This window comes from Paenibacillus sp. JT22N12 (assembly GCF_056269365.1).
Map to the genome: position 1 here is coordinate 175,270 of NZ_JBWDNU010000002.1, position 21,611 is coordinate 196,880.

At 51.0% G+C, this 21,611-nt stretch carries 22 protein-coding genes; 20 read left to right on the forward strand and 2 right to left on the reverse strand.

The annotated features are described in order from the left end of the window. The first annotated feature begins 78 nt into the window (after positions 1-78). The 5 genes from AC0YOA_RS06430 (at position 79) to AC0YOA_RS06450 (ending at position 2,730) form a co-directional block, all read left to right on the forward strand. The gene (locus tag AC0YOA_RS06430) at positions 79-531 is read left to right on the forward strand and encodes an RNA polymerase sigma factor (RefSeq protein WP_210038564.1); all 453 of its coding nucleotides are present in this window, start codon (positions 79-81) and stop codon (positions 529-531) included. Between the two features lie 64 nt (positions 532-595). Beyond that, positions 596-736, forward strand: a complete 141-nt coding sequence (locus AC0YOA_RS06435) for a hypothetical protein (RefSeq protein WP_210038455.1) — start codon at positions 596-598, stop codon at positions 734-736. Positions 737-899: 163 nt separating this feature from the next. Next, positions 900-1,964, forward strand: coding sequence for a methyl-accepting chemotaxis protein (locus tag AC0YOA_RS06440; protein WP_475785924.1), 1,065 nt, complete (start codon positions 900-902; stop codon positions 1,962-1,964). Then, positions 1,924-2,253 (forward strand): PDC sensor domain-containing protein, encoded by a 330-nt coding sequence (locus AC0YOA_RS06445; RefSeq protein ID WP_475785925.1) that lies wholly within the window; start codon positions 1,924-1,926, stop codon positions 2,251-2,253. Before AC0YOA_RS06440 ends, AC0YOA_RS06445 begins: the two co-directional genes overlap by 41 nt. 99 nt (positions 2,254-2,352) lie before the next feature. Then, a complete protein-coding gene (locus tag AC0YOA_RS06450) occupies positions 2,353-2,730 on the forward strand; it encodes a hypothetical protein (RefSeq protein ID WP_475785926.1) in 378 nt (125 codons plus the stop codon). Positions 2,731-2,772: 42 nt separating this feature from the next. On the opposite strand, the gene AC0YOA_RS06455 is transcribed toward AC0YOA_RS06450, so the two are convergent. Next, on the reverse strand, positions 2,773-4,068 hold the full coding sequence (locus AC0YOA_RS06455) for an ammonium transporter (RefSeq protein WP_475785927.1): 1,296 nt from the start codon (positions 4,066-4,068) through the stop codon (positions 2,773-2,775). Between the two features lie 254 nt (positions 4,069-4,322). Here AC0YOA_RS06455 and liaF point away from each other — a divergent pair, with 254 nt between their 5' ends. The 12 genes from liaF to serC all read left to right on the forward strand — a co-directional run bounded on the left by liaF (position 4,323) and on the right by serC (position 17,809). After that, positions 4,323-5,471, forward strand: coding sequence for a cell wall-active antibiotics response protein LiaF (gene liaF / locus AC0YOA_RS06460; protein ID WP_475785928.1), 1,149 nt, complete (start codon positions 4,323-4,325; stop codon positions 5,469-5,471). Positions 5,472-5,479: 8 nt separating this feature from the next. Continuing rightward, positions 5,480-6,526 (forward strand): sensor histidine kinase, encoded by a 1,047-nt coding sequence (locus AC0YOA_RS06465; RefSeq protein ID WP_210038459.1) that lies wholly within the window; start codon positions 5,480-5,482, stop codon positions 6,524-6,526. Further along, positions 6,513-7,181, forward strand: coding sequence for a response regulator (locus tag AC0YOA_RS06470; RefSeq protein ID WP_475785929.1), 669 nt, complete (start codon positions 6,513-6,515; stop codon positions 7,179-7,181). Before AC0YOA_RS06465 ends, AC0YOA_RS06470 begins: the two co-directional genes overlap by 14 nt. A gap of 62 nt (positions 7,182-7,243) precedes the next feature. Next, positions 7,244-7,657: a YugN family protein gene (locus AC0YOA_RS06475; protein ID WP_475785930.1), complete on the forward strand. Its 414-nt coding sequence runs from the start codon at positions 7,244-7,246 to the stop codon at positions 7,655-7,657. Between the two features lie 188 nt (positions 7,658-7,845). Next, on the forward strand, positions 7,846-9,477 hold the full coding sequence (locus tag AC0YOA_RS06480) for a S1C family serine protease (RefSeq protein WP_475785931.1): 1,632 nt from the start codon (positions 7,846-7,848) through the stop codon (positions 9,475-9,477). 180 nt (positions 9,478-9,657) lie between these two features. Continuing rightward, positions 9,658-10,350: a response regulator transcription factor gene (locus AC0YOA_RS06485; RefSeq protein WP_210038463.1), complete on the forward strand. Its 693-nt coding sequence runs from the start codon at positions 9,658-9,660 to the stop codon at positions 10,348-10,350. Positions 10,351-10,355: 5 nt separating this feature from the next. After that, a complete protein-coding gene (locus tag AC0YOA_RS06490; RefSeq protein WP_475785932.1) occupies positions 10,356-11,855 on the forward strand; it encodes a sensor histidine kinase in 1,500 nt (499 codons plus the stop codon). Positions 11,856-11,956: 101 nt separating this feature from the next. Next, positions 11,957-12,907 (forward strand): 4-hydroxy-3-methylbut-2-enyl diphosphate reductase, encoded by a 951-nt coding sequence (locus AC0YOA_RS06495; RefSeq protein ID WP_475786618.1) that lies wholly within the window; start codon positions 11,957-11,959, stop codon positions 12,905-12,907. Beyond that, complete coding sequence (locus AC0YOA_RS06500) at positions 12,904-13,440, forward strand: DUF2062 domain-containing protein (RefSeq protein ID WP_379113966.1); 537 nt, start codon at positions 12,904-12,906, stop codon at positions 13,438-13,440. Before AC0YOA_RS06495 ends, AC0YOA_RS06500 begins: the two co-directional genes overlap by 4 nt. 124 nt (positions 13,441-13,564) lie before the next feature. Further along, positions 13,565-14,626, forward strand: coding sequence for a 3-deoxy-7-phosphoheptulonate synthase (gene aroF / locus AC0YOA_RS06505; RefSeq protein WP_475785933.1), 1,062 nt, complete (start codon positions 13,565-13,567; stop codon positions 14,624-14,626). A gap of 359 nt (positions 14,627-14,985) precedes the next feature. Then, complete coding sequence (gene glnA / locus AC0YOA_RS06510; protein ID WP_475785934.1) at positions 14,986-16,410, forward strand: type I glutamate--ammonia ligase; 1,425 nt, start codon at positions 14,986-14,988, stop codon at positions 16,408-16,410. 310 nt (positions 16,411-16,720) lie between these two features. Next, positions 16,721-17,809 carry a 3-phosphoserine/phosphohydroxythreonine transaminase gene (gene serC, locus AC0YOA_RS06515; RefSeq protein WP_475785935.1) on the forward strand — a complete coding sequence of 363 codons (1,089 nt, stop codon included), beginning with the start codon at positions 16,721-16,723 and terminating at the stop codon, positions 17,807-17,809. Between the two features lie 90 nt (positions 17,810-17,899). Here the strand turns inward: serC and AC0YOA_RS06520 are convergent, their stop codons facing one another. Further along, positions 17,900-18,625: a response regulator gene (locus tag AC0YOA_RS06520; protein WP_210038469.1), complete on the reverse strand. Its 726-nt coding sequence runs from the start codon at positions 18,623-18,625 to the stop codon at positions 17,900-17,902. A gap of 135 nt (positions 18,626-18,760) precedes the next feature. Here AC0YOA_RS06520 and trmL point away from each other — a divergent pair, with 135 nt between their 5' ends. The 3 genes from trmL to AC0YOA_RS06535 all read left to right on the forward strand — a co-directional run bounded on the left by trmL (position 18,761) and on the right by AC0YOA_RS06535 (position 21,539). Continuing rightward, positions 18,761-19,225: a tRNA (uridine(34)/cytosine(34)/5-carboxymethylaminomethyluridine(34)-2'-O)-methyltransferase TrmL gene (gene trmL / locus AC0YOA_RS06525; protein WP_475785936.1), complete on the forward strand. Its 465-nt coding sequence runs from the start codon at positions 18,761-18,763 to the stop codon at positions 19,223-19,225. 195 nt (positions 19,226-19,420) lie between these two features. Continuing rightward, on the forward strand, positions 19,421-19,672 hold the full coding sequence (locus tag AC0YOA_RS06530) for an AbrB/MazE/SpoVT family DNA-binding domain-containing protein (RefSeq protein ID WP_210038471.1): 252 nt from the start codon (positions 19,421-19,423) through the stop codon (positions 19,670-19,672). Positions 19,673-20,342: 670 nt separating this feature from the next. Then, entirely contained in the window at positions 20,343-21,539 is a 1,197-nt protein-coding gene (locus AC0YOA_RS06535; protein WP_475785937.1) for an aminotransferase-like domain-containing protein, read from the forward strand. Positions 21,540-21,611 lie beyond the last annotated feature (72 nt).

Below are 21,611 nucleotides of genomic sequence, written 5' to 3' on the forward strand. Positions count from 1 at the left end.
CATTTTTTAGAAGATGATGGAGAGAAGGATCTTGACCTTGAGCAGGTTGAAGATCGACTACGGGAACTATATAACCAAATGATTCGAGTGGCCTACTCCAAAGTTATTAATAAATCAGACGCTCAGGATGCCGTCCAGGAAGCTTGGGTAAGCATTCTGACAAAGCAGGATACTCTGCGGGAACAAAGCAAACTTTATTCCTGGGCCAAAACGATTACGGCCAACGCGGCGATTAATATTAACAGACAGGCAAAGCGCTCCCAAGGCTACGGCTGGACGGAAGCGCAAGAAGAACAGGCGCAAGCGGGCTATCAGGATGAAGCGGGGCTGCAATTTGAAATTTCCGAGCTGCTGGCACTGCTGGACCCCCGCTCCCGTACTATGCTGCTTTACAAATTTTATTACGGATTCAAAGACCAGGAAATCGCCGATGCGATGAACGTGCCGCTAGGGACGGTGAAGGCCAGAATCCATCGCAGCAAGCTGCAGCTCAAGAAGCTGGACAAGCAGTCTGACGCGCAGGGAATGTGAAGTTTTTGGTTACATAAATGACTTTCCGCTATGCCATACTAAAGGCGTACGGGGGGTGAGTACAATGGCGAAAAACAAAAACAACAAAACAAAGGCAGCCTCCAACCAATTCAACTCGGAGTTTGCCCAAGATAACAATTCAGCGGCCGCAGCAAATACTGCGAATACGCTCAACAAGTCAGCTTCGCAAAATGCACAGAAATAACACTGTTTATAAATAAATGACTAAGGTCATGACAAGAGGAGCCGACAAGGTTCCTCTTTCTTTTTGTCAAATGCTGAATTATAATGACATATTTCTTCTGAAGGTGGTTACCTGAATGAATCGTTTACAGCGCCTTTGGTCACGCGGGGCAGGGGCTGAGAGCTTGAGTTTGCCGTTGCAGCAGAATCAGGAAAGCGAAGTTATGGAGCAATTAATTAACGAATCTATAGTTATTTCAGATCAGCTTACGGCAGCGGTTGAGGAAGTAAATCAATCCATAGGCGAATTGACTCAAATTGCTGATCAATCGGCAGAGACCGAAGGTCAGCTGCGTGAGGCCAGCATAGAAGCCATGGAACGGATTGAAGAGACCTTCTCCACGCTTCAGGAAGTGGCAGCCTCGGCTGAGCAAATCAGTGAAACGGCGGAGCAGCTTGACCGGCAGAGCAAGTCTGCCAATGAAGATGTGCTGCAGGCTCGCCGTCTGCTTACGAATACAGATCAGGTTATGACTGATTTACATACGTACAATAGTGCAGTGGATAAGCATATCCGTGATTTGATTGAACAAACCTCGCGCATTAATGAAATCAATGAGTTCATTCAGGAAATCGTTTCCCAAACCTCGCTGCTTGCGCTTAACGCTTCCATCGAAGCGGCGCATGCCGGAGAATACGGCCGGGGGTTTGCTGTTGTAGCCCAGCAGATCAAGAAGCTGGCGGAGCAGAGCCATGAGGCGGTCAGGCGTTCAAGCGGGCTGGTCCAGGAAATCGAGAGCGGGGTTCGTCAGGTTGTCACTTCCGTTGATTTGGAAAAATCGGCGGTTGAGCGCGGCATTCTGGAAATGGCACAAACCAAAGAACGGATGGACCATGTTTTTACCCGGATCCAGGAAGTGGATACGCTGATTGGCAGGAGCAGCATTGCGAGCAGGCGGCAGATGGAGCATATGACACATACCACATCAATGCTCAAGGAAGTCGTGGATGCGGTCAATCAGACGATGGGCAACGTGGATGAAACATTGGAGCTGACGCATCAACAGCGCCGCCCAGATCGGCAAACTGAATCGTGTCCGGGTGAATCTGGGGCGGTCATCGGATGCTTTCTCGCACGCCGTGCAGAAGGTCGGATTCAAGAGCAAGACGGCTATTATACCCGAGAGCGTAAGCGGGATTATCGATCAGTTGGTTTTGCTGGCGAAGGAATCTGCGTTCGTCCTGGATGAGAACAGCCATCAGGCGAAATTAATGCAGCTCATGCAGCGGGGTTCCGGGATTGAGGCAATATGGTCCAACCGCGGCGACGGGGCTTTTATTTTCTCAATGCCGGAAGCGGGATTGCTCAATGCCAAAGGACGTGAATGGTGGAGACGTGCTATGGAGGGGAATGTGTATACCTCTGAGGTCTATATCTCGGCTATTACGAAGAAGCCGTGCTTGACGGTCTCGGTCCCGGTTGTTTCGGATCATGGCCAGGTACTGGGAGTGATTGGAGCTGACATCGGAGTCAAATAATGGACACGAATTGTGCATGAAAAGGGTTTTCAAATAGCAGTCAATCGTGTACTATTAATGGTGTGACAATTGATAACATGCAGAGATAGGAGAATTCTCATGACTGATCCGATTGTTTCCACCTCGCCATCCCGGTTGAAGCATCGCAAGGCTGCGGAGGTCATTCCGTTTCTGGAAGCCTATATCTCAAAAAAAGAACAAGAAATCGCCGAAATCGAGCAGATGGTCGAGCGTTATGAAAAACGCCGTTTGATCGAAGAACGTTCGTATCAGTCGATGTCGACTCTGCGCAGGCTGCTTTCCGGCAAGAAGCCGGATCATCATATTGCAGTAGAATACATTCATTACGTAAAAAAGCCAATGGAAAAGGTTCGTGCCCTTCGTATTGAAGTGGAGAATGCCCGTTCGATTCTCAGAAGCTCCGGTACGTCCGATATTATTGCCGTTTCCGATGAATTAGCCGATGAAATGAATTAAAAGCCGTCCCGGTCCGGGTCGGCTTATTCTTTGACTTCATATCTATTTCCTGGCTTTGAGAAGCTCCAGGTCGAGAAAATCATGATCCTGATTATAGGCTGGAACACCGTGAATGCCTACATCGAGGCCGATCAGTTCTTCATCCTTGGAGACGCGCACCGGCATAACCCGTTTGATCAGCCAGAGAGAACCCCAGGTCAGGGCAAAGCCCCATAGGCTGATGATGACCAGTCCAAGAGCTTGAACGCCAAGCAAATGCCAGCCGCCTCCATAGAACAGCCCGTAATATTCCTGACCGATTCCTTTGGTCAGCTCCGGCTTGGCAAACAGGCCGACGGCAAGCGCTCCCAGACTTCCGCTGATTCCGTGAACAGCAAAAGCCCCAACGGGATCGTCAACCCGTCTGCTTTCCAGAAATTCAGTAGCCAGCACCATCATGACGCCGCAAAAGGCTCCGATGAGGATAGCCGCCTGGTCGGACACGAACGAGCAGCCAGCAGTAATCCCGACAAGACCTGCCAGGGAACCATTGATCACCATGGGAGGGTCGGCTTTCTTATAGCGGAACATGGTGAACAAGATACAGGCCGCGCCGCCTGCGGAGGCCGCCAGCATCGTAGTGACGGCGATATGCCCGATGGAGCCGTTGGTGGCGCTCAAGGTGCTGCCGGAATTAAAGCCGAACCAGCCGAACCAGAGAATAAAGGCGCCTACGGAAGCCAGCGGCAAATTGGACGGGGGAACAATATTGCTTTTGCCGTCCGCTGTGAATTTGCCGATTCGCGGACCGATGAAAATCGCCGCGGCCAGAGCCGAAAAGCCGCCAAGCGCGTGAATGACGGCTGAGCCTGCAAAATCGATCATACCGAGCTTGCCCAGCCATCCGCCAACGGACCATACCCAGTGTCCGGCCAGCGGATAAATCAGACCGGTCATTGCAATGGTATATAAGATATAGGCCCGAAAATGGATTCGTTCCGCTACGGCCCCGGATACAATGGAAATGACCGCGATAACAAATGCGCATTGAAACAGCCAGTATGTGTCATGGGTAATATTCAGGCTGATGTGGGACAGGTCCCCGCCCAGCATGAATCCGGTGGTGCCGATGAAGCCGCCGGCATCTTTGCCATACATGAGTGCGAAGCCGATAAAATAAAAAATTAAGGCGCCGAACGTAATATCGACGAATACTTTCATTATAATGCTGACTGCATTTTTCTGCCTGACAAACCCGGCCTCAAGCAAAGCGAAGCCGCCCTCCATAAGCAGTATCATGGCCGCCGTCAGGACCACCCAAATGGTGTCAAGCCCCGTGGACAGTGTGGCCACATCCATACGTTCATCTCCTGTCTATAAATTTCATGTAAGGTTTTATCTCTAACTCCTGGTCCGTTCATCATTATATAAGCGCCGTGTCAATCATGTCAACGCAGGAAGTGATGAGAGATCACACATAGCTTTCGCTCCTCAAACAGGCCTCGGTCTCAGGTCGTAGTGAAGCTTCAATCGGGAGACCCTTTTAGCGATAAAAACCTTACGTTATACTGGGTATACAAACTTGAGAATAGCGATTGGAGCTGAAGGTGCTCATGAATGGAAATTTTTTAGGCCGTATGATGTGGGGACTGTTCATTGTAGTCATCGGGATAGCGCTGCTGCTTGATCAAGGCGGCGTCGTGAACTTTGATCTAGGGGATGTTTTCAAAGTTTTCTGGCCCGTCCTGCTGCTGATTTTTGGTTTGCAGGAGCTGGTCAAGCACCGGACGAGCGGCGGGGGCTCATGGGGCGGCGCCATTATTATGATCGTCGGTTTTGTCTTCCTCGGGCGGAATCTGAACTGGTTCAATTGGTCGATGGGAGAGCTGATCCGCTACGCGGTTCCGTTCGTGATCATACTGGTCGGCATCCGGCTCATTGTGAAGCCCAAGCCAAAGGAGAAGCCGACCCCGCCGGATGACTGGAAAGCCTATAATTACCCGCCAAGCGATCGGCCGGTTCCTCCCGCGCCGCCGCTTCATCCGGATCCGACCAAGCCGGCCGAGCCGAAGTCCGCATTTGATCTAACCAAGAACCCGGCCCCGCAGCAGGCGCAGACGCCGCCCGATCCCTTCGGCCCGGGTGCGCAGAGCGGTAACGGCGCCAACCCCGGCAGCGAGCCTGGCACTGATCCCGGCAGAGATTATGAGGGGCCAAGGAATCCGCATGAACAGCAGTATTACCATGAGAAGATGGAGCGGTGGGCGAGGAAAGCCGAACGGCTGCGTGAGCGCATGGAGCATCGCGCCCACCGGGTGCATCGTCATCACGGACGGGACAGCGAGCGGCATGACCGGGTTGAGTGGTGGAATCAGGATCCGAATGCGCAGAATCGCTCCGGTTTTATCGGAGATATATACGTCGGGCAGGATTACTGGGAATTAAAACCGATGAATATCTCCCATTTTATCGGGGATACGGTGTTGGACCTGACCAAAGCGCAGATCCCGTTCGGTGTAACCAAAATCAATATTTCTTCATTTATTGGCGATGTAAAGGTGTTTTTGCCCAATGATTTTGAAGTCGGCTGCAATGTGATCTCGAGCGCTTTTATCGGGGACGTTGCCGTGCTCGACCGCAAAGAGGGAGGGATTTTCAAAAATATGAATGTAGAAACGGCGTATTTCCAGGAAACAGATAAAAAAATCAAGCTTGTCGTCAGCACCTTTATCGGTGATGTTCGCGTGACAAAGGTAGGTTGATTCCGCTTATGATGGTAAGATTGTTTCGAAACAGCAAATGGGACATGATTCTGATGTTCGCGGCCGCCTCCTCGATCTCTGTACTGTTATGGAATATTGGCAGTAAAATTGCCGATCCAAAGGTCAATAACAATGACCTTTGGATCGGTATTACGGCGTTATTCCTGCTTATCAGCGCTGGCTTCGGCTATTGGGCGGCCCAGCGGATTCAGCGGCGGATGGATATCCTCCATCTGGGGCTGAAACAAGCATCGCATGGCAATTACACGGCAAGGCTGCCGGAGGAGGGAGCTCGTAATTTTACGGCTGTATTTCGGGAATTCAACGATATGCTGGAATCGCTTGATCAGCGGACGCAGCTCATCCAGCAAACAGGCGAGGAGCAGGTCATGCGCGAGGCTGCTTCCAATGAAGCTGCCGTACTTGAAGAGCGCAAGCGTCTGGCCCGTGATCTGCATGATACTGTCAGCCAGCAATTGTTTGCTATTCATATGTCGGCCTCATCCCTGCCCAAGCTGCTGGAAATAAACCAGGAGCGTGCTGCTTCCGTTATGGAGCAGCTTATCTCGATGTCGTCGCTGGCCCAGAAGCAAATGAGGGGCTTTATCGCCCAGCTGCGGCCCATGGAGCTTGAAGGCCGTTCGCTTCAGGAAGCGCTCGACAAATGGTTTCCCGATTATTGCCGCCAGAACGCCCTGCAGGGCGTTCTGGAATGGCGGATCAAGGAGAAGCTTTCCGAGGCCAAGGAGCATCAGCTGTTCCTGATTATTCAGGAGGCCATGGCCAATATTGTGAAGCATGCGGGGGCGCAGACGGCTTTCCTTACTCTTGCCGAGACAGAACGGCAAATTGTGATGACACTGCAGGACGATGGAGCAGGCTTTCGGGCCGATATGGTGAAGCGGGGATCATATGGCTTATCGACGATGCGGGAACGCTCCAACAAGCTTGGCGGGGATACCTCAATTATCAGCAAGCCGGGAAGTGGAACACGGGTGCGCGTGACGCTGCCGAATTATGTGAATAAAGGAGCCGGTCCGGATGAACTCGAGTAATCAATGGAAAATTATGATCGTGGACGATCATGACATGGTGCGTGCAGGACTTCGCACTTACTTAATGCTGGAGTCCAAATTTGATGTGGTCGCGGAGGCTGCCAACGGCGCTGAAGCGCTGAAGCTGCTGCGCGGGTTGAGTGCGGAGGAATGTCCCGATCTTATACTTATGGATCTGATGATGCCGATTATGGATGGCGTCGAGGCTACAGGCGCTATTATGAAAGAGTTTCCGGAGATGAAAATCGTCATGCTGACGAGCTTTCTGGAGGACGAGAAAGTGGTCGCGGCCGTTGAAGCAGGGGCAGTCAGCTATGTGCTCAAGACCGTGTCCGCAGAAGAGCTGATCTATGCCATCAGCGGGGCGGTCAAAGGGATGCCCGTCATGACGGCGGATGTGTCGCAGGCACTGACCCGCGGCCTGCGCCAGCGGACAACCACGCAGGGAGAGGACGAGGGACTGACCGAGCGGGAGAAGGAAGTGCTGCTGTTGATTGCGGAGGGGCGCGCCAATAAAGAAATCGCCGAAGAGCTGCATATCAGCATCAAGACGGTTAAAACCCATGTCAGCAATCTGCTGATGAAATGCGAGCTCGAGGACCGGACTCAGCTGGCTGTGCTTGCGCATCGCAAGGGTTGGGTGAAGACGGGATAAAAGAGGGAAACGGCGGGCATTGTAAAGGCATTAACCTATATCAAAAGGAGAATGCAACCCTTATGATCCCACTTTCATCCAAACTGGAATCCCGCGAGCATGAATTTAGCCAGATGAAGAACGCGCTGGAGGAGCATGAATTTGCGCTTGGCGGCAGCTGGAGCTATGAGGGCGGTTCATTTGACCGTTTTCTCGATGAAGCGCATAAAGTATGGCTGCGGCTTCCCTTCGACGTGGTCAGCGGCAACGTGGACAGCGAGTCGGATGATAATCATGCCCGGATAAGGATGGGGCAGCCGTTTGTGCTCAGGCATGTTTACAATGAGGGACTGGATGAAGATACCGTGCCGCGGGTGATGGGAGGCCTGATCAATCAATTTCAGGACCCGACAGATCCCGATGCCGAAATCGATTCCAAATGGATCGACAAGGCGAAGCATGTGCTGGGCGAGGTAGAGCAGCTGTTTCCCCATTAAACGATTAAAAAACGATTAAAAAAAGTCCGGAGCGTCTATTTATACCTAGATGATCCGGTTTTTTTATTTCCTTTTATATGATTTTTAAGTTTGATTTAAGGTAGATTGTGCAAAATAGTCTTAAGACGATAAGCCGCAACCTAATAATAGCTATCATGGGGAACCATTATACTTAGGAGGAGATATACATGGACGATCAGAACAAAAAGAATTCTTTCGACGATTTCTTTCAACCGCGCAGAGATGAAGACAACAAGGAGCGCAATAACGGGGAGCGAGAAAATGACGCTGAGCCGTTTCAACCGCAAGCGGCGGATGAGCCGGCGCCATCGTCAGGATCGAAGTCTTCTTCCTATTATTATTCCTACGGCCCTTTCAAAGCAAACAGCTCGGAGCAATCCGAAGAATCGATGAGCACCCAAGACCAGAATAATGTTCCCGGTTCATCAATCCCGGACAGCCAACCGGTGGAAATGACGCCTCCGCAGCAGCTGCGCGCGTTCGCGCCGACACAGTCGGCCAGAGGCGGCTGGCAGGTCAAGGAAAAGCGCCGCACTTCATTCAAGGCGATTTTCGCATCGTTCATGGTCGGCGTGGTCGCGGTCGGAGCATTGATGTTTGCCGCGGATTCGCAGAATTGGTTCACCGGGGCGCAGACAGCCCTGTCTCCTGCATCCAATCAGGCAGCGGCGGCAGTCACGAAATCCGGTGATGACGGCAAAGTATCGACGGCAGCCGATGTGGTCCGCCCGAACAATATTGCACAAATTTTCGAACAGGCAAGCCCGGCTGTCGTCAAAATCGAAACCTTCGTGAAGCAGAGCGCTTCCCAGGGCGGCGGACTGAATGATGACTTCCTGCGCCAGTTCTTCGGAGATCAATTTGGTGGAGCCCCGGATGAGAATGGCCAGGGCGGCGGCGGCGCCGATCAAGGCGGGGGCAGCGGCGATCTGACGCCGGAAGGTCTGGGAACCGGATTCTTCTTCGACTCTACCGGCTACATTTTGACCAATCAGCATGTCGTGGGAGATGCAGACGAAATTAAAGTCACGGTTCAGGGGCGGGCAGAACCGCTGGTGGCCAAAAAACTCGGCTCCGACTATAATCTTGATTTGGCTGTGCTGAAAGTGGAAGGAACCAACTTCCCGACGCTTCCTATAGGCGATTCCGATTCCATCGACATCGGTGACTGGGTTGTGGCTATCGGTAACCCATACGGCTTCGATCACACCGTAACCGTGGGAGTGCTCAGTGCCAAGGAACGTCCGATCAGCATTCAGGATACGGAAGGTACACGCAACTATGAGCATTTGCTGCAAACCGACGCTTCCATTAACCCGGGCAACTCCGGCGGACCGCTGATTAACCTGGAAGGTGAAGTCGTGGGAATCAATACGGCCGTCAGCTCGCAGGCACAAGGCATCGGATTCGCGATTCCGACGAGCACGATCAAGGAGAACCTGGAAACCCTGAAGTCCAACAAGGAGATTCCAAAAGCGCCGGTGCCGTTCATTGGAGCGGAGCTGGCCGAAATTACAGACTCCATCGCCAAACAGCTTGGACTGAGCAGCAAAGATGGATCGATTGTCTCCAATGTTTACTACAAATCGCCGGCTTACGAGGCGGACTTGAGACAATATGATGTGATAACAGGACTTGACGGCACCAAATATAAAACTCGCGAGGACTTGATTGCCCAGATTCAAAAGAAAAAAGTGGGCGATGAAGCGACGCTGAATATTATCCGCAATGGCAAGACGATGGATTTGAAAGTAACCATCGGCGATAAGAACGAGTTTCAATTCACCGGCGAACAATAATCCCACTAGAAAAAAGACGCAGGCAGTGAAATGAGCTGCCTTGCGTCTTTTTTTATGACCATTTTTGTAAAATAGTCTTTTTCCATATTCATCAAGCATTCTTACGTTTTGATAACCATCTGCGTTATACTATTAGTTGGAATAAAACACAAGCGATTATCAATTGACGGGGGAAATAAGATGAGACCGCATATATTGGTTGTAGATGACGATGAGAAGATTACATCCCTGCTCCGCAGAAGCCTGGCCTTCGAGGGCTACGAAGTGGTGACGGCGAATAATGGCCTGGAGGGTCTCAAATTAATGCTGACCAGCGACCCCAATCTGCTGATCCTCGATGTGATGATGCCGCAGATCGACGGCTGGGAGGTATGCCGCCGGGTACGTGAAGGCGGAAGCAGCGTGCCTATCCTGATGCTGACGGCCAAGGACGATATTCAGGACCGGGTGAAGGGACTGGATACGGGAGCGGACGATTATCTGGTCAAGCCCTTCGCGCTAGAGGAGCTGCTGGCCCGGGTCCGGGCGCTGCTGCGGCGCAAATCCGACAAGCTTGAGGATTCCTCAACCCGTCTGCAGTATGAGGATTTGACGCTGGATCTGGATTCGCGCGAAGCCATCCGTTCCGGCCGGCGAATCGATTTGACCGCCAAGGAATTTGATCTTCTGCTGCTGTTTATGCAAAATCCGCGCCGTGTGCTCACACGTGATGCCATTATGGATAAAATCTGGGGATACGATTACAGCGGGGAATCCAACGTACTTGAAGTGTATATCGCAATGCTCAGACAGAAAACCGAGGATAAGACCGACAAACGGCTTATTCAGACTGTTCGGGGAACGGGTTATGTGCTCAGAGGAGAAGGAGGCTGACCGAAATGACGATTCGGTTGAAACTAACCCTTTGGTATTCCGTTGTGCTCGCAGCGACACTGATTGCATTCGGAGTGGCGATTTACTTCTTTGTCAATTATAACGCCTACAGCGATATGAGAGGCCGGATCAATAATCAGACGGCCAAGCTAGTAAAGAACATTAATTTCAATGGAATGGATTTAGGTGTCAATGGTGGCGCTTTGATCGATAATCAATTGTATATTCAGCTGATCAATTACACCAACGGTGACCAGATAGCGGCACAATCTGCGAATTTATCAACGATTTCCATGAAACTGCCTTTCCCCAGGAGCGAAGAGATGCAGGGGAAGGTAGGCTACTACGATGATATCGATGTTTCGGGGAATCCGTTCCTGGTGTACCAGCAGCCGTTATACAGCACCGGCAACACGCTGGTTGGCCTGCTCCAGGTAGCGGCCTACTCCGGCCGTGAAGAGGCGCTTCTCAGCAATCTGCGGACGATTCTGGTCTTCTCCTCTATCGTTGCCCTGCTGATTGCCTTCACGGTGGGGCTGTTCCTTGCCCGTCAGGCTTTGAGGCCGATTGAGAATGTCATTCAGGCCAGCAACAAAATCCAGCACAGCTCCGATCTCAGCGTCCGGATTCCGCGGGAAGCGCCTAATGATGAGATGGGTCGGCTGACGGATACCTTAAACAATATGTTGGGCCGGCTGGAGACCACCTACAACGTGCTTGATGACGCCTATAAAGCGCAGCGCCGCTTTGTTTCGGACGCCTCTCATGAGCTGCGCACCCCGCTCACGACCATCCGCGGCAATATCGAGCTGCTGGAGCGGATGTGGCTTCCGGCTCTGGAAGCCGCGCAGGCAGCGGATAGCCCTGTTGAGGCAGAAGCGGCGCTGGACCGCCTGCAGAGCGACGCGCAGCGCATTGAGCTGAGCCGGGAGGCGATGCAGGATATTGCCGGTGAAGCCAAGCGCATGTCCAGTCTTGTGAACGACTTGCTGGCTCTCGCCCGTGCGGATGCAGGCTATGAGATGGAGAAAACGATTCAGCCGCTGCTTCCGCTCGTAGAGGATGTGGCCCGCCGGGCCCAGCTGCTGCCGCGCACGGCAGAGTGGCGGATCGGCAATTTGATGCCTCTTGATGGGGTGGAAGTAGCGGGACATGCCGACTTTCTTCGCCAGCTGTTTTTTATTTTTGTCGAAAATGCGTTCAAGTACACACCGGCCGGTTATGTCGAAATCAGCGCGGTTCGGGCCTCCAATCAGGCAGGGGTTGTCATCAGAGATACCGGCATTGGCATGGACAGCAAGGCTATCCCCCATATCTTCGAGCGCTTTTATCGCGCGGATGAATCCCGGGGTGAAACAACCGGAACGGGGCTTGGACTGTCAATCGCCAAGTGGATTATCGATGAACACAGCGGATCTGTTGAGGTATCGACCCGCGAAGGCGAAGGAACGACCTTTATTGTATGGCTGCCAATTGCTTTCCTCGACAAGCCGAATCAGGTATAATAGAGCGAAACCGTCTTTTGAAGGAAGTGCTTGCTGCGCCGTCTATGGACGACGACAGCCGTTTCTTTTTTGAGCTTGAGGAAAGAAGGCAGGTGTACGGTATGGAAATTGTCAAAATTTCACCAAGGGGATATTGCTATGGCGTAGTCGATGCCATGGTGCTGGCGCTCAAGACCGCTCAAAACCTGGAACTGCCGCGCCCCATATATATTTTGGGCATGATTGTGCACAACAGTCATGTGACCGACGCATTCGAGCGGGAAGGCGTCATCACGCTCGATGGCGAGAACCGCATGGAGATTCTCGAGCAAATCGAGAGTGGAACGGTCATTTTCACCGCTCACGGCGTTTCTCCGGAGGTTCGGGAACGCGCGCGTGACAGAGGGCTTACGGTCGTTGATGCGACATGCCCGGATGTAACCAAAACCCACGTCCTGATCCGCGAGAAAGTCGCCGAAGGGTATGAGATCATCTATATCGGCAAGAAGGCTCATCCGGAACCGGAAGGCGCCGTCGGAATTGCACCGGATCATGTTCATTTGATCGAGAGAGAGGAAGAGATCGATCTTCTGAACCTGCAGACCGGACGCATTATCATAACGAACCAGACAACGATGTCGCAATGGGATATTAAACATATTATAAGCAGGCTCATTGCCAAGTTTCCGACGGCGGAAATTCATAATGAAATTTGCCTCGCCACACAGGTCAGACAGGAAGCCGTCGCGGAACAGGCGGGCCAGGCCGAACTTTGTATCGTGGTTGGCGATCCGCGAAGCAACAACTCCAACCGATTGGCGCAGGTATCGGAGGAAATCGCCGGGGTGAAGGCATATCGGGTATCTGACGTAACGGAGATCGATACTGCTTGGCTCAAAGGCAAGACAAGAGTGGCTGTGACCTCAGGCGCTTCCACGCCTACGCCAATCACGAAGGAAGTTATTGCTTACCTGGAGCAGTACGACGAATCAGACGACAAAACATGGGAAGCGCGGCGAACCGTTAATATCGATAAATTATTGCCAAGGCTTAGAACGAAGACTTCTGTATGATTAAAAAGAGCGCTACCCCCATGATTGCATCGCGAAAACCGCGCTCGATCAAACGTTGGCTGAAGCTTAAGTATACGCAGCTGTTGAGGGCTCCAGGCGGCCCTTCTTTCGTAGCTTTGGGATTTTCAATCGGAATGGCTGTTGAAATGTTTACATTGCCTACCTACGGACTTGCCTTCTTTCTTATTTTTCCATTGATATACTGGCTGAGGGCAAGCTTCGCAGGCGCGTTGATCGGCTTTGTTGTCGGGAAGATTATATTTATTCCAGTGGCCTTTATCAATACCTTGGTCGGTGGATGGGTGTTGCCGAGGCATATAAGCATCAATATTGATTTTCTGCCCCAATGGATAAATCATGCTTTGCTCACGAATTTGAAGCTTATCGTCGGCGGTGTTATTGATGGCATCATCCTTGGAGCCATTTTCTATTTTCCCGTAAGACTTGCTTTGCAATTCTTCGCCAACAAGCGCCGTGAGAAGCGCAAATTGAAACGGGTGCAATTGGAGTCCAAGCCGATTTCGGAAATTTGATTTTGCATGCGCCGGCCTCTTGACGGGGCCGGCACATTCATGTATATTTACTTTAGCGATTAAAAGCATAAAAGCTTAAAAGCATAAAAGCGAACACGCGTTGAAGCGGGAAAAGGGGTATCTTATGATCGTCATCACAAACAGCCATGTTACAGAAGAGCGGATTAGTGAAATCGTCGAGCATATCGAGAAGACAGGCGTGCAGGCACATGTATCCAGAGGAGTGGATCGTACTGTGATCGGAATTATCGGAAAAGCCGAGCCTGCGCTGGCGGAGCATTTGCGCCAAATGAAGGGTGTAGAGAATGTAATTAAGATTTCAAAATCCTATAAATTGGCAAGCCGGGATTTTCATCCGGACGATACCATTATTGAAATCAAGGGCGTTAAGATCGGCGGCGAGCATCTGGCCATTATGGGCGGTCCCTGCGCTGTTGAATCGCCGCAGCAGATTGATGAAATCGCCCGTTTGGTAAAAGCGGCAGGCGGACAGATCCTTCGCGGGGGCGCTTTCAAGCCGCGTACCGGACCATACAGCTTCCAGGGTGTCGGCGTTGAGGGGCTTGTAATGATGGCGGAAGCAGGCAAGAAGCATGGTCTGCTGACGATCACGGAAGTTATGACACCGGAATATGTGGATGTCTGTGCAGAATATGCGGATATTTTACAAATAGGAACACGCAATATGCAAAATTTCGACCTTTTGCGCAAGCTCGGCACGATCAAGACGCCTGTTCTGCTCAAGCGGGGATTCAGCGCTACCTACGACGAATTGCTTAATGCCGCCGAATACATCCTGGCAGGCGGAAATCCGAACGTTATGCTTTGCGAACGGGGAATCCGCACGTTCGAATCCTACACGCGCAATACGCTTGATCTGGCAGCCATTCCCGTGCTGCAGCAGCTCAGCCATCTGCCGGTGATATCTGATCCGAGCCACGGCACAGGGCGGCGTGAGCTGGTCGAACCGATGGCCAAGGCATCGGTTGCAGCTGGCGCTAACGGCCTTATTATCGAGATGCATACCGATCCTGACAACTCGATGACAGGCGACGGCGTTCAATCGCTGTTCCCGGATCAATTCGCCAACCTCCTGAAGGAGCTGGAACAGCTTGGGAATCTGGTTGGAAAGAAATTTGACACCCCCAAAGAGCCTGCCGACTACTTCGCCAGCTGGAAGATCTAAGCTAGGCTAAGCTGGCATGTCAAAGAAAGTAATGGAAGCTGCAGAACCTTGCCAAGCAAGGCATCTGCAGCTTTTTTGAAATGAAAAAAGCAGTATAGGATTGGCTTGTTTTTCATTCATGAAGAACCTGAATCCGCCGACAAATGACAGCATTTTCCGTTTATTCTTATGTGTCAATCGTCTTATTGAAAACATTCCAACAAATGTGTGAAGATACCTGACAAATGCGTTAAAAATATCTGACATAAGTATTGACGGGTGCTAGGCTTAATTCTATAATTACCTCATGGTTTCGGTGAAAAATTGAACATTCAAGGTTAAATACTAAGCAAACGTTCGGAAATGGAGGAAATTTTCAAATGTCAGCACAAAATGTATTAAACACTATTAAAGAAAACGAGATTCAGTTTGTCGATTTCCGTTTTGTCGATTTATCTGGTCGCGCTCATCACATTACGCTTCCTTCGACAGAAGTAGAAGAGGAAACTTTCGAGAATGGCGTCGCATTCGACGGTTCTTCGATCCCGGGCTTCCGCGGTATTGAAGAATCCGATATGGTGATGATGCCTGACACGGAAACTGCCTATGTGGACCCCTTTACGGAGCATCCGACGCTGAACATCATGTGTAATATTCATACGCCTGACGGCGAACGTTATGACCGCGATCCGCGCAGCATTGCGCACAAAGCGGAAGAGTTTCTGAAAAAATCCGGAGTAGGTACGGCGGCATTCTTCGCACCGGAATCCGAATTCTTCATTTTTGATGATGTTCGCTATGAAAGCTCCATGAATTCTTCTTCTTACTTCGTGGACTCCGAAGAAGCGGCATGGAACACCAACCGCAAGGAAGAAGGCGGCAACCTGGCGTTCAAAGTTGGCGTTAAAGGCGGTTATGTTCCGGTTGCTCCAGTTGATTCACAGCAGGATATCCGCAGCGAAATGGTTCGTTTGATGCAGGAAACCGGCCTTCGCGTCGAGCGTCATCACCATGAAGTTGCCACAGCAGGCCAAGCAGAAATCAACTTCCGCTTCGACACGCTGACCAAAACAGCAGACAACCTGCTCAAGTACAAATACATCGTGCACAACGTAGCCCGCATGAGCGGCAAAGTAGCTACATTTATGCCGAAACCGCTGTTTGGCGATAACGGAAGCGGGATGCACGTTCACCAATCCATCTTCAACGGCGATTCACCGTTGTTCTATGAGAAAGGTGCTTATGCAAACCTGAGCCCGATGGCCATGCACTACATCGGCGGAATTCTCCACCATGCTCCAGCGCTGATCGCATTGTCCAACCCATCGACGAACTCGTTCAAACGACTCGTTCCTGGATACGAAGCTCCGGTCAATCTGGTATTCTCCAAAGGTAACCGTTCCGCAGCGATCCGTATTCCGGTTGCAGCTGTAACGCCTAAAGGCTGTCGTATTGAATTCCGTACACCGGATTCCACGGCTAACCCATACCTCTGCTTCGCAGCTATGCTGCTTGCAGGACTTGACGGCATCAAACGCAAAATCGATCCAGTCGCTCTCGGTTATGGTCCTTTCGACAAAAACATCTATGAGCTGTCTGATGAAGAGAAGAAAGAAATCCGTTCGGTACCGGGAACGCTTGACGAAGCGCTTGACGCTTTGGAAGCCGATTCCGAATTCCTGACAGAAGGCGGCGTGTTCTCCAAAGACTTCGTTGAGAACTACGTAGCATTCAAACGCCAGGAAGCCAAAGCTGTATCCATCCGTGTTCATCCACACGAGTACAGCCTGTATTTCGACTGCTAATCAGCTAATCATTACGCACTTATTTCGATTACGAACCCTTCCGACGTGGAGGGTTCGTTTTTATGTCTGAGTTGTTCCTGAATTAAGGGGAAACAGAGGGATGAATATACGTTCCTCCCCAGAGGAGAGTCATTTTTTTCAACATAGAAGGAAGCCTAAGCTTCCACTGTATGTTGCTTATATATATGAAGGAGGCTGCGCTGCAAATGGGTGGCGTGAGCCGGTTCTTCTTGTGACTATTTTACTTGATGCCAATCCTCAAACTTGTTATAGTTAGCCATATGTGAAAAGAAGACTGGAGTGGGTAAGGGTGACCAAACGCGCATATAATTTCAATGCTGGACCGGCTGCGCTGCCGCTGGAAGTACTGCAGCAGGGGCAAGAGGAATTTATCAATTTTGCAGATTCAGGCATGTCGATTATGGAAATGTCGCATCGCAGCGCGATCTATGAAGAGGTTCATAATGAGGCGCAATCCCTGCTTCGCGAATTATTAGGGATACCGGATTCCTATAAAGTATTGCTTCTGCAAGGCGGAGCAAGCACGCAATTTGCCATGGTACCGATGAATTTGCTTCCGGCCGGCAAGGTTGGGGCTTATGTGATGACAGGAAGCTGGGCGGAGAAGGCGATCAAGGAAGCGCAGCTGTTTGGAGAGACAGCGGTGGCTGCCTCCTCGGAACCGGACAAGTTTAACCGGATTCCGGATTTGTCCACCATCCAGATTCCGGCTAATGCGGCTTATCTGCATGTTACCTCCAACGAAACGATAGAGGGGACGCAGTATAAAGCTTTTCCGGAGACCGGCGATGTGACGCTGATTGGAGATATGTCCAGCGATATTATGAGCCGTCCGGTGAATGTGAGCCAGTTTGGAATGATTTATGCAGGGGCGCAGAAGAATTTGGGGCCATCCGGGGTAACCATTGTAATCGTCCGGGAGGATCTGGTCGCTGCAAGTCCCAAGAGTGTTCCGACCATGCTGCGTTATGATACCCATGTGAAAAATAATTCCCTATATAATACACCGCCATCCTTCTCGGTTTATCTTGCCGGGCTTATGCTCAAATGGATAAAGGGCAAAGGCGGCGTTGCGGCCATCGAACAGATCAACCGCGACAAAACCAGACTGATTTACGATACAATCGACCAAAGCGGTGGATTTTATCGGGGATTCGCAGACACGTCCAGCCGCTCGGATATGAATATTACATTCCGGATTCATACCGAAGAGCTGGAGAAACGGTTCGTACAGGAATCGGAGCAGCATGGTTTCGTAGGTCTGAAGGGCCATCGCAGCGTGGGCGGCCTTCGGGCATCCACCTATAATGCAGTGCCGGTAGAGAGCTGCAGAGCGCTGGCCGAGTTTATGAGCGACTTCCAGAAGCGTAACGGCTAAGGAATCGGCCATAAGCCTGACGGCATAAATAAATAGACCGCCCTGTCTTCGTACGATGTCGAAGATGGGCGGTCTATTGTTATGCAAGGATTAATCCGCTGTTTGGTGGAGGTTTTCCATAGCGCTTGGGCCGGTCAGCTTGTAGCCTACATTGCGTACTGTCATAATGTACTCAGGCGTCCGCGCATTCTTCTCGATTTTGTCGCGGAGATGGCTGACATGGACATCAACGATCCGCGTATCGCCGAGAAAATGATAATCCCATACGCCATAGAGAAGCTGCTGGCGGCTGAGCACTTTTCCGCGATGGCGGCAAAGAAACAGCAGCAGCTCAAACTCCTTGGGTGTTAAATCAATGCTTTTTCCATCCTTTTGAACCTCACGCTGCTCTGTGAATACAGTCAGCTGGCCGATCTCATGTACAACGTTCTCGCTAGCGCCCGGCAGGACCAGGGTACGGCGGAAAACGGCTTGTATACGGGATAGCAGCTCTTGCGGCGAGAAAGGCTTGGTCATGTAATCGTCTGCGCCATTGTCAAGGCCCGTGATCTTGTCGGTCACATCCTGCAGTGCCGTCAGCATCACGATCGGAACCGCGTTGTTCTGCTTGCGGAGCTCGCGGCAGACCTGAATGCCGTCCATTTTGGGCAGCATCAGATCGAGTACGATCAGATCGGGTCGGAATGGTTTTAATATGTCAAAAACGGCTTCGCCATCTTGGACACAGCGCACGTCATAGCCAGCCAATTTCAAATTAAATTCGATCAACTTGGAGATGGAAGGTTCGTCATCAACGACTAAAATTTTCTTCTTCATCGTCCTGTTCTCCTTTACTCTCGTTATGCCTCCATTATGACAAGTAACATTTCTCATAAGATTAAGGCTACGTAAACCCTGTGTTAAATGTTTGGAAGTCGTAAGATAATTGTAAAATTGAAAGGGGAAGTTATAATGGCTTTTCACATCGTGCTTGTCGAGCCGGAAATTCCGGCTAACACAGGCAATATTGCCCGAACATGCGCTGCTACGGGCACACATTTGCATCTGGTGCGTCCGCTGGGTTTCAATACGGATGACCGGACCTTGAAGCGAGCAGGGCTGGATTATTGGCATGCGGTAAAGGTTCATTATCATGATTCATTTGACGAACTGACGGAGTTATTTCCGGAAGGCCGATTTTTTTGCGCCAGCACGCGGACTCATACCCGTTATTCGGATCATACGTTCCGGGATGGCGATTTTTTTGTTTTCGGCAAAGAGACCAAGGGGCTGCCTTCATCGATTCTGGATGCTTATCCGCAAACGGGTATGAGAATTCCGATGACGGACAAGGTCCGTTCGCTGAATTTGTCGAATTCGGCGGCAATTATTATTTATGAGGCATTCCGGCAGCTGGATTTTGCGGGATTGGAATAGCAGAATTAAGGTGAATGTAAATACAAGGTAATTTTCCTTTATATGGGATAATTAATGATGAGATTCGACATTACTTGCAGGATATTAAGAAAATATTGATAAGGGAAGGAAAATGACCCTTCTTAACGAAAGCTTATAGATGCGTATGTTTATATATGGACTCGCAATTATTAATGACAAGAAGAGGTGAAGACGTTGAAACCGGCAGGCGTAGTGCGTAAAGTCGATCAACTGGGCCGAATTGTACTGCCCAAATCGCTGCGCAAAAGATATCAGATGAATGAAGGCGATCCCGTGGAAATTCTTGTCCAGGGTGACCATATTATTTTAGAGCGCTACCGTCCTCGCTGCGTATTTTGCGGTTCGATAGACGATGTCCGTGAATTTAAAGAGCGTTATTTATGCTCCGCATGCATCACAGAAATGAATGCCCTGCGCCGCTCCTGATGAACAAAGCGGCAGCATGATCGTCAGATAAAACTGAAGTTGGCGCCGATGCTGCGGCGGGGCTCGATAACCGAGTCTACCGCACCTGACATAGGCGAATTGCTGCCATGCGCGTTTTTGGATGTGGATCAACAAAAAGAAGCTTCGGGCGGTTGATAATCAATCGCCCGAAGCTTCTTTTTTTGTTTAAAACTTATAGAATGTTTATTCATATCGATAAATTTCTACAAGTTCAGAGGGAAGGAAATTGCTTCGCCGTCAAAAGACGGCGTCAGCCGTTTCTCAACTCAGACAAAGCTAAGTATGCTGTATAAGTCTCTTGATTAGCTTGCGTTGGTTCTTATGCTGCTTACAAGCCTTCGGTCTTATCATCGTTGTAGGACGAAGTGACAATGGCGACCAGGAACAATAGAAAGACAACTATCACGATCAGGAACTTTATCGTCATCCTGCACACCTCCAATACGCTTCTTCTATTATACCCAACCCTGCTGGAAAAGAAAATTGCAAAGTTTGAACAAGTTGTTACAACCTTAAACAGACATAAACTATGCGAAACCTGCAAAATACAGGATCCGATTCTTTTTGCACCATCTGTCGATGGTGTTGCCCATCCGCATAATTGCGCGTAAAATGTAAATAGCGGTTTAAGATAGGGGGCGAAAGCAAAGTGGACTACCGGTTCTCAAGTCATGTGGAGCGGCTGCAATCTTCAGCGGTTCGGGATATCTTGAAGTTGACGCAAGGCCAGGAAATCATTTCCTTTGCAGGCGGTCTGCCCGCCGAGGAATTGTTTCCACTCGAGGCAATCAGCGATGCTGCGCAGCGCGTATTTGCAGCGGGCAAGGGTTCTTTGCAGTACGGCCTGACTGAAGGCTATCTGCCGCTGCGTGAGCAGTTATGCGGCCGTATGGCTGCCAAGGGTATGCAGGTTGAGCCGGATCAGATGATTATGACCACTGGCTCGCAGCAGGCGATCGATTTGATTGTCCGTGTTCTAATGGAGCCGGGCGACGTGGTGCTTGTCGAAAATCCGACATATTTGGCGAGTTTGCAGGTATTTAATCTGGGCGGTCTGCGGATTGTTCCGGTGCCAAGCGACAAGGACGGCATGATCATGGCCGATGCGGAACGCCTGATGCATGAGCATAAGCCAAGAATGGTCTATGTCGTGCCCACCTTTGGGAATCCGACGGGCCGGGTATGGAGTCTGGAACGCCGCAAAGGATTGCTGGACCTGTGCAGCCGATTTGGTATCCCTATACTTGAGGATGACCCATATGGGGAAATTAAATTCAACGCAAACGATTATTTTCCAACGCTGTTTTCTCTGGCAGGAGCTGCGGACGGAGGCGGCGTTCTGTATACGAGCACATTTTCCAAAACCGTCGCTCCCGCGCTTCGCACCGGCTGGGCCATCGGCGACCGCCGTGTTATCCAGATGCTGGCCAAAGCGAAACAGGCGGCTGATCTGCATTCCAGCACACTGGATCAGCAGACGCTTGACCAGCTGCTGCGGGAATTTCCGCTGGATGAGCATATCCGGAAGATCGGAGATGCTTACGGCGCGCGTCTGGGACAAATGGAAAACTTGCTGAAGGGCCAGAATTGGCCGGATGTGAAATGGATTACGCCTCAGGGCGGGATGTTCCTGTGGCTGGAGTTTCCCGAAGCGCTCGACACGCAGGCTCTGCTGCGGTCTGCGGTGACCAAGGGAGTTGCCTTCGTACCAGGGGCAGCCTTCTATGCAGCGGCTCCTCAGCGCCATACAGCGCGGCTCAACTTTACGTATACCGAAGGAGAGCGAATGGCGCTTGGCATCTCGCGTTTAGCGGAGGCGCTTGGAGAGTTCACGGCCCGACTTTAGAAAAAACCAAAGCCCCGATCGCCGCAATCCATGGTGATCGGGGCTTTGGTTTTGGAGATGCAGAAGATAAGT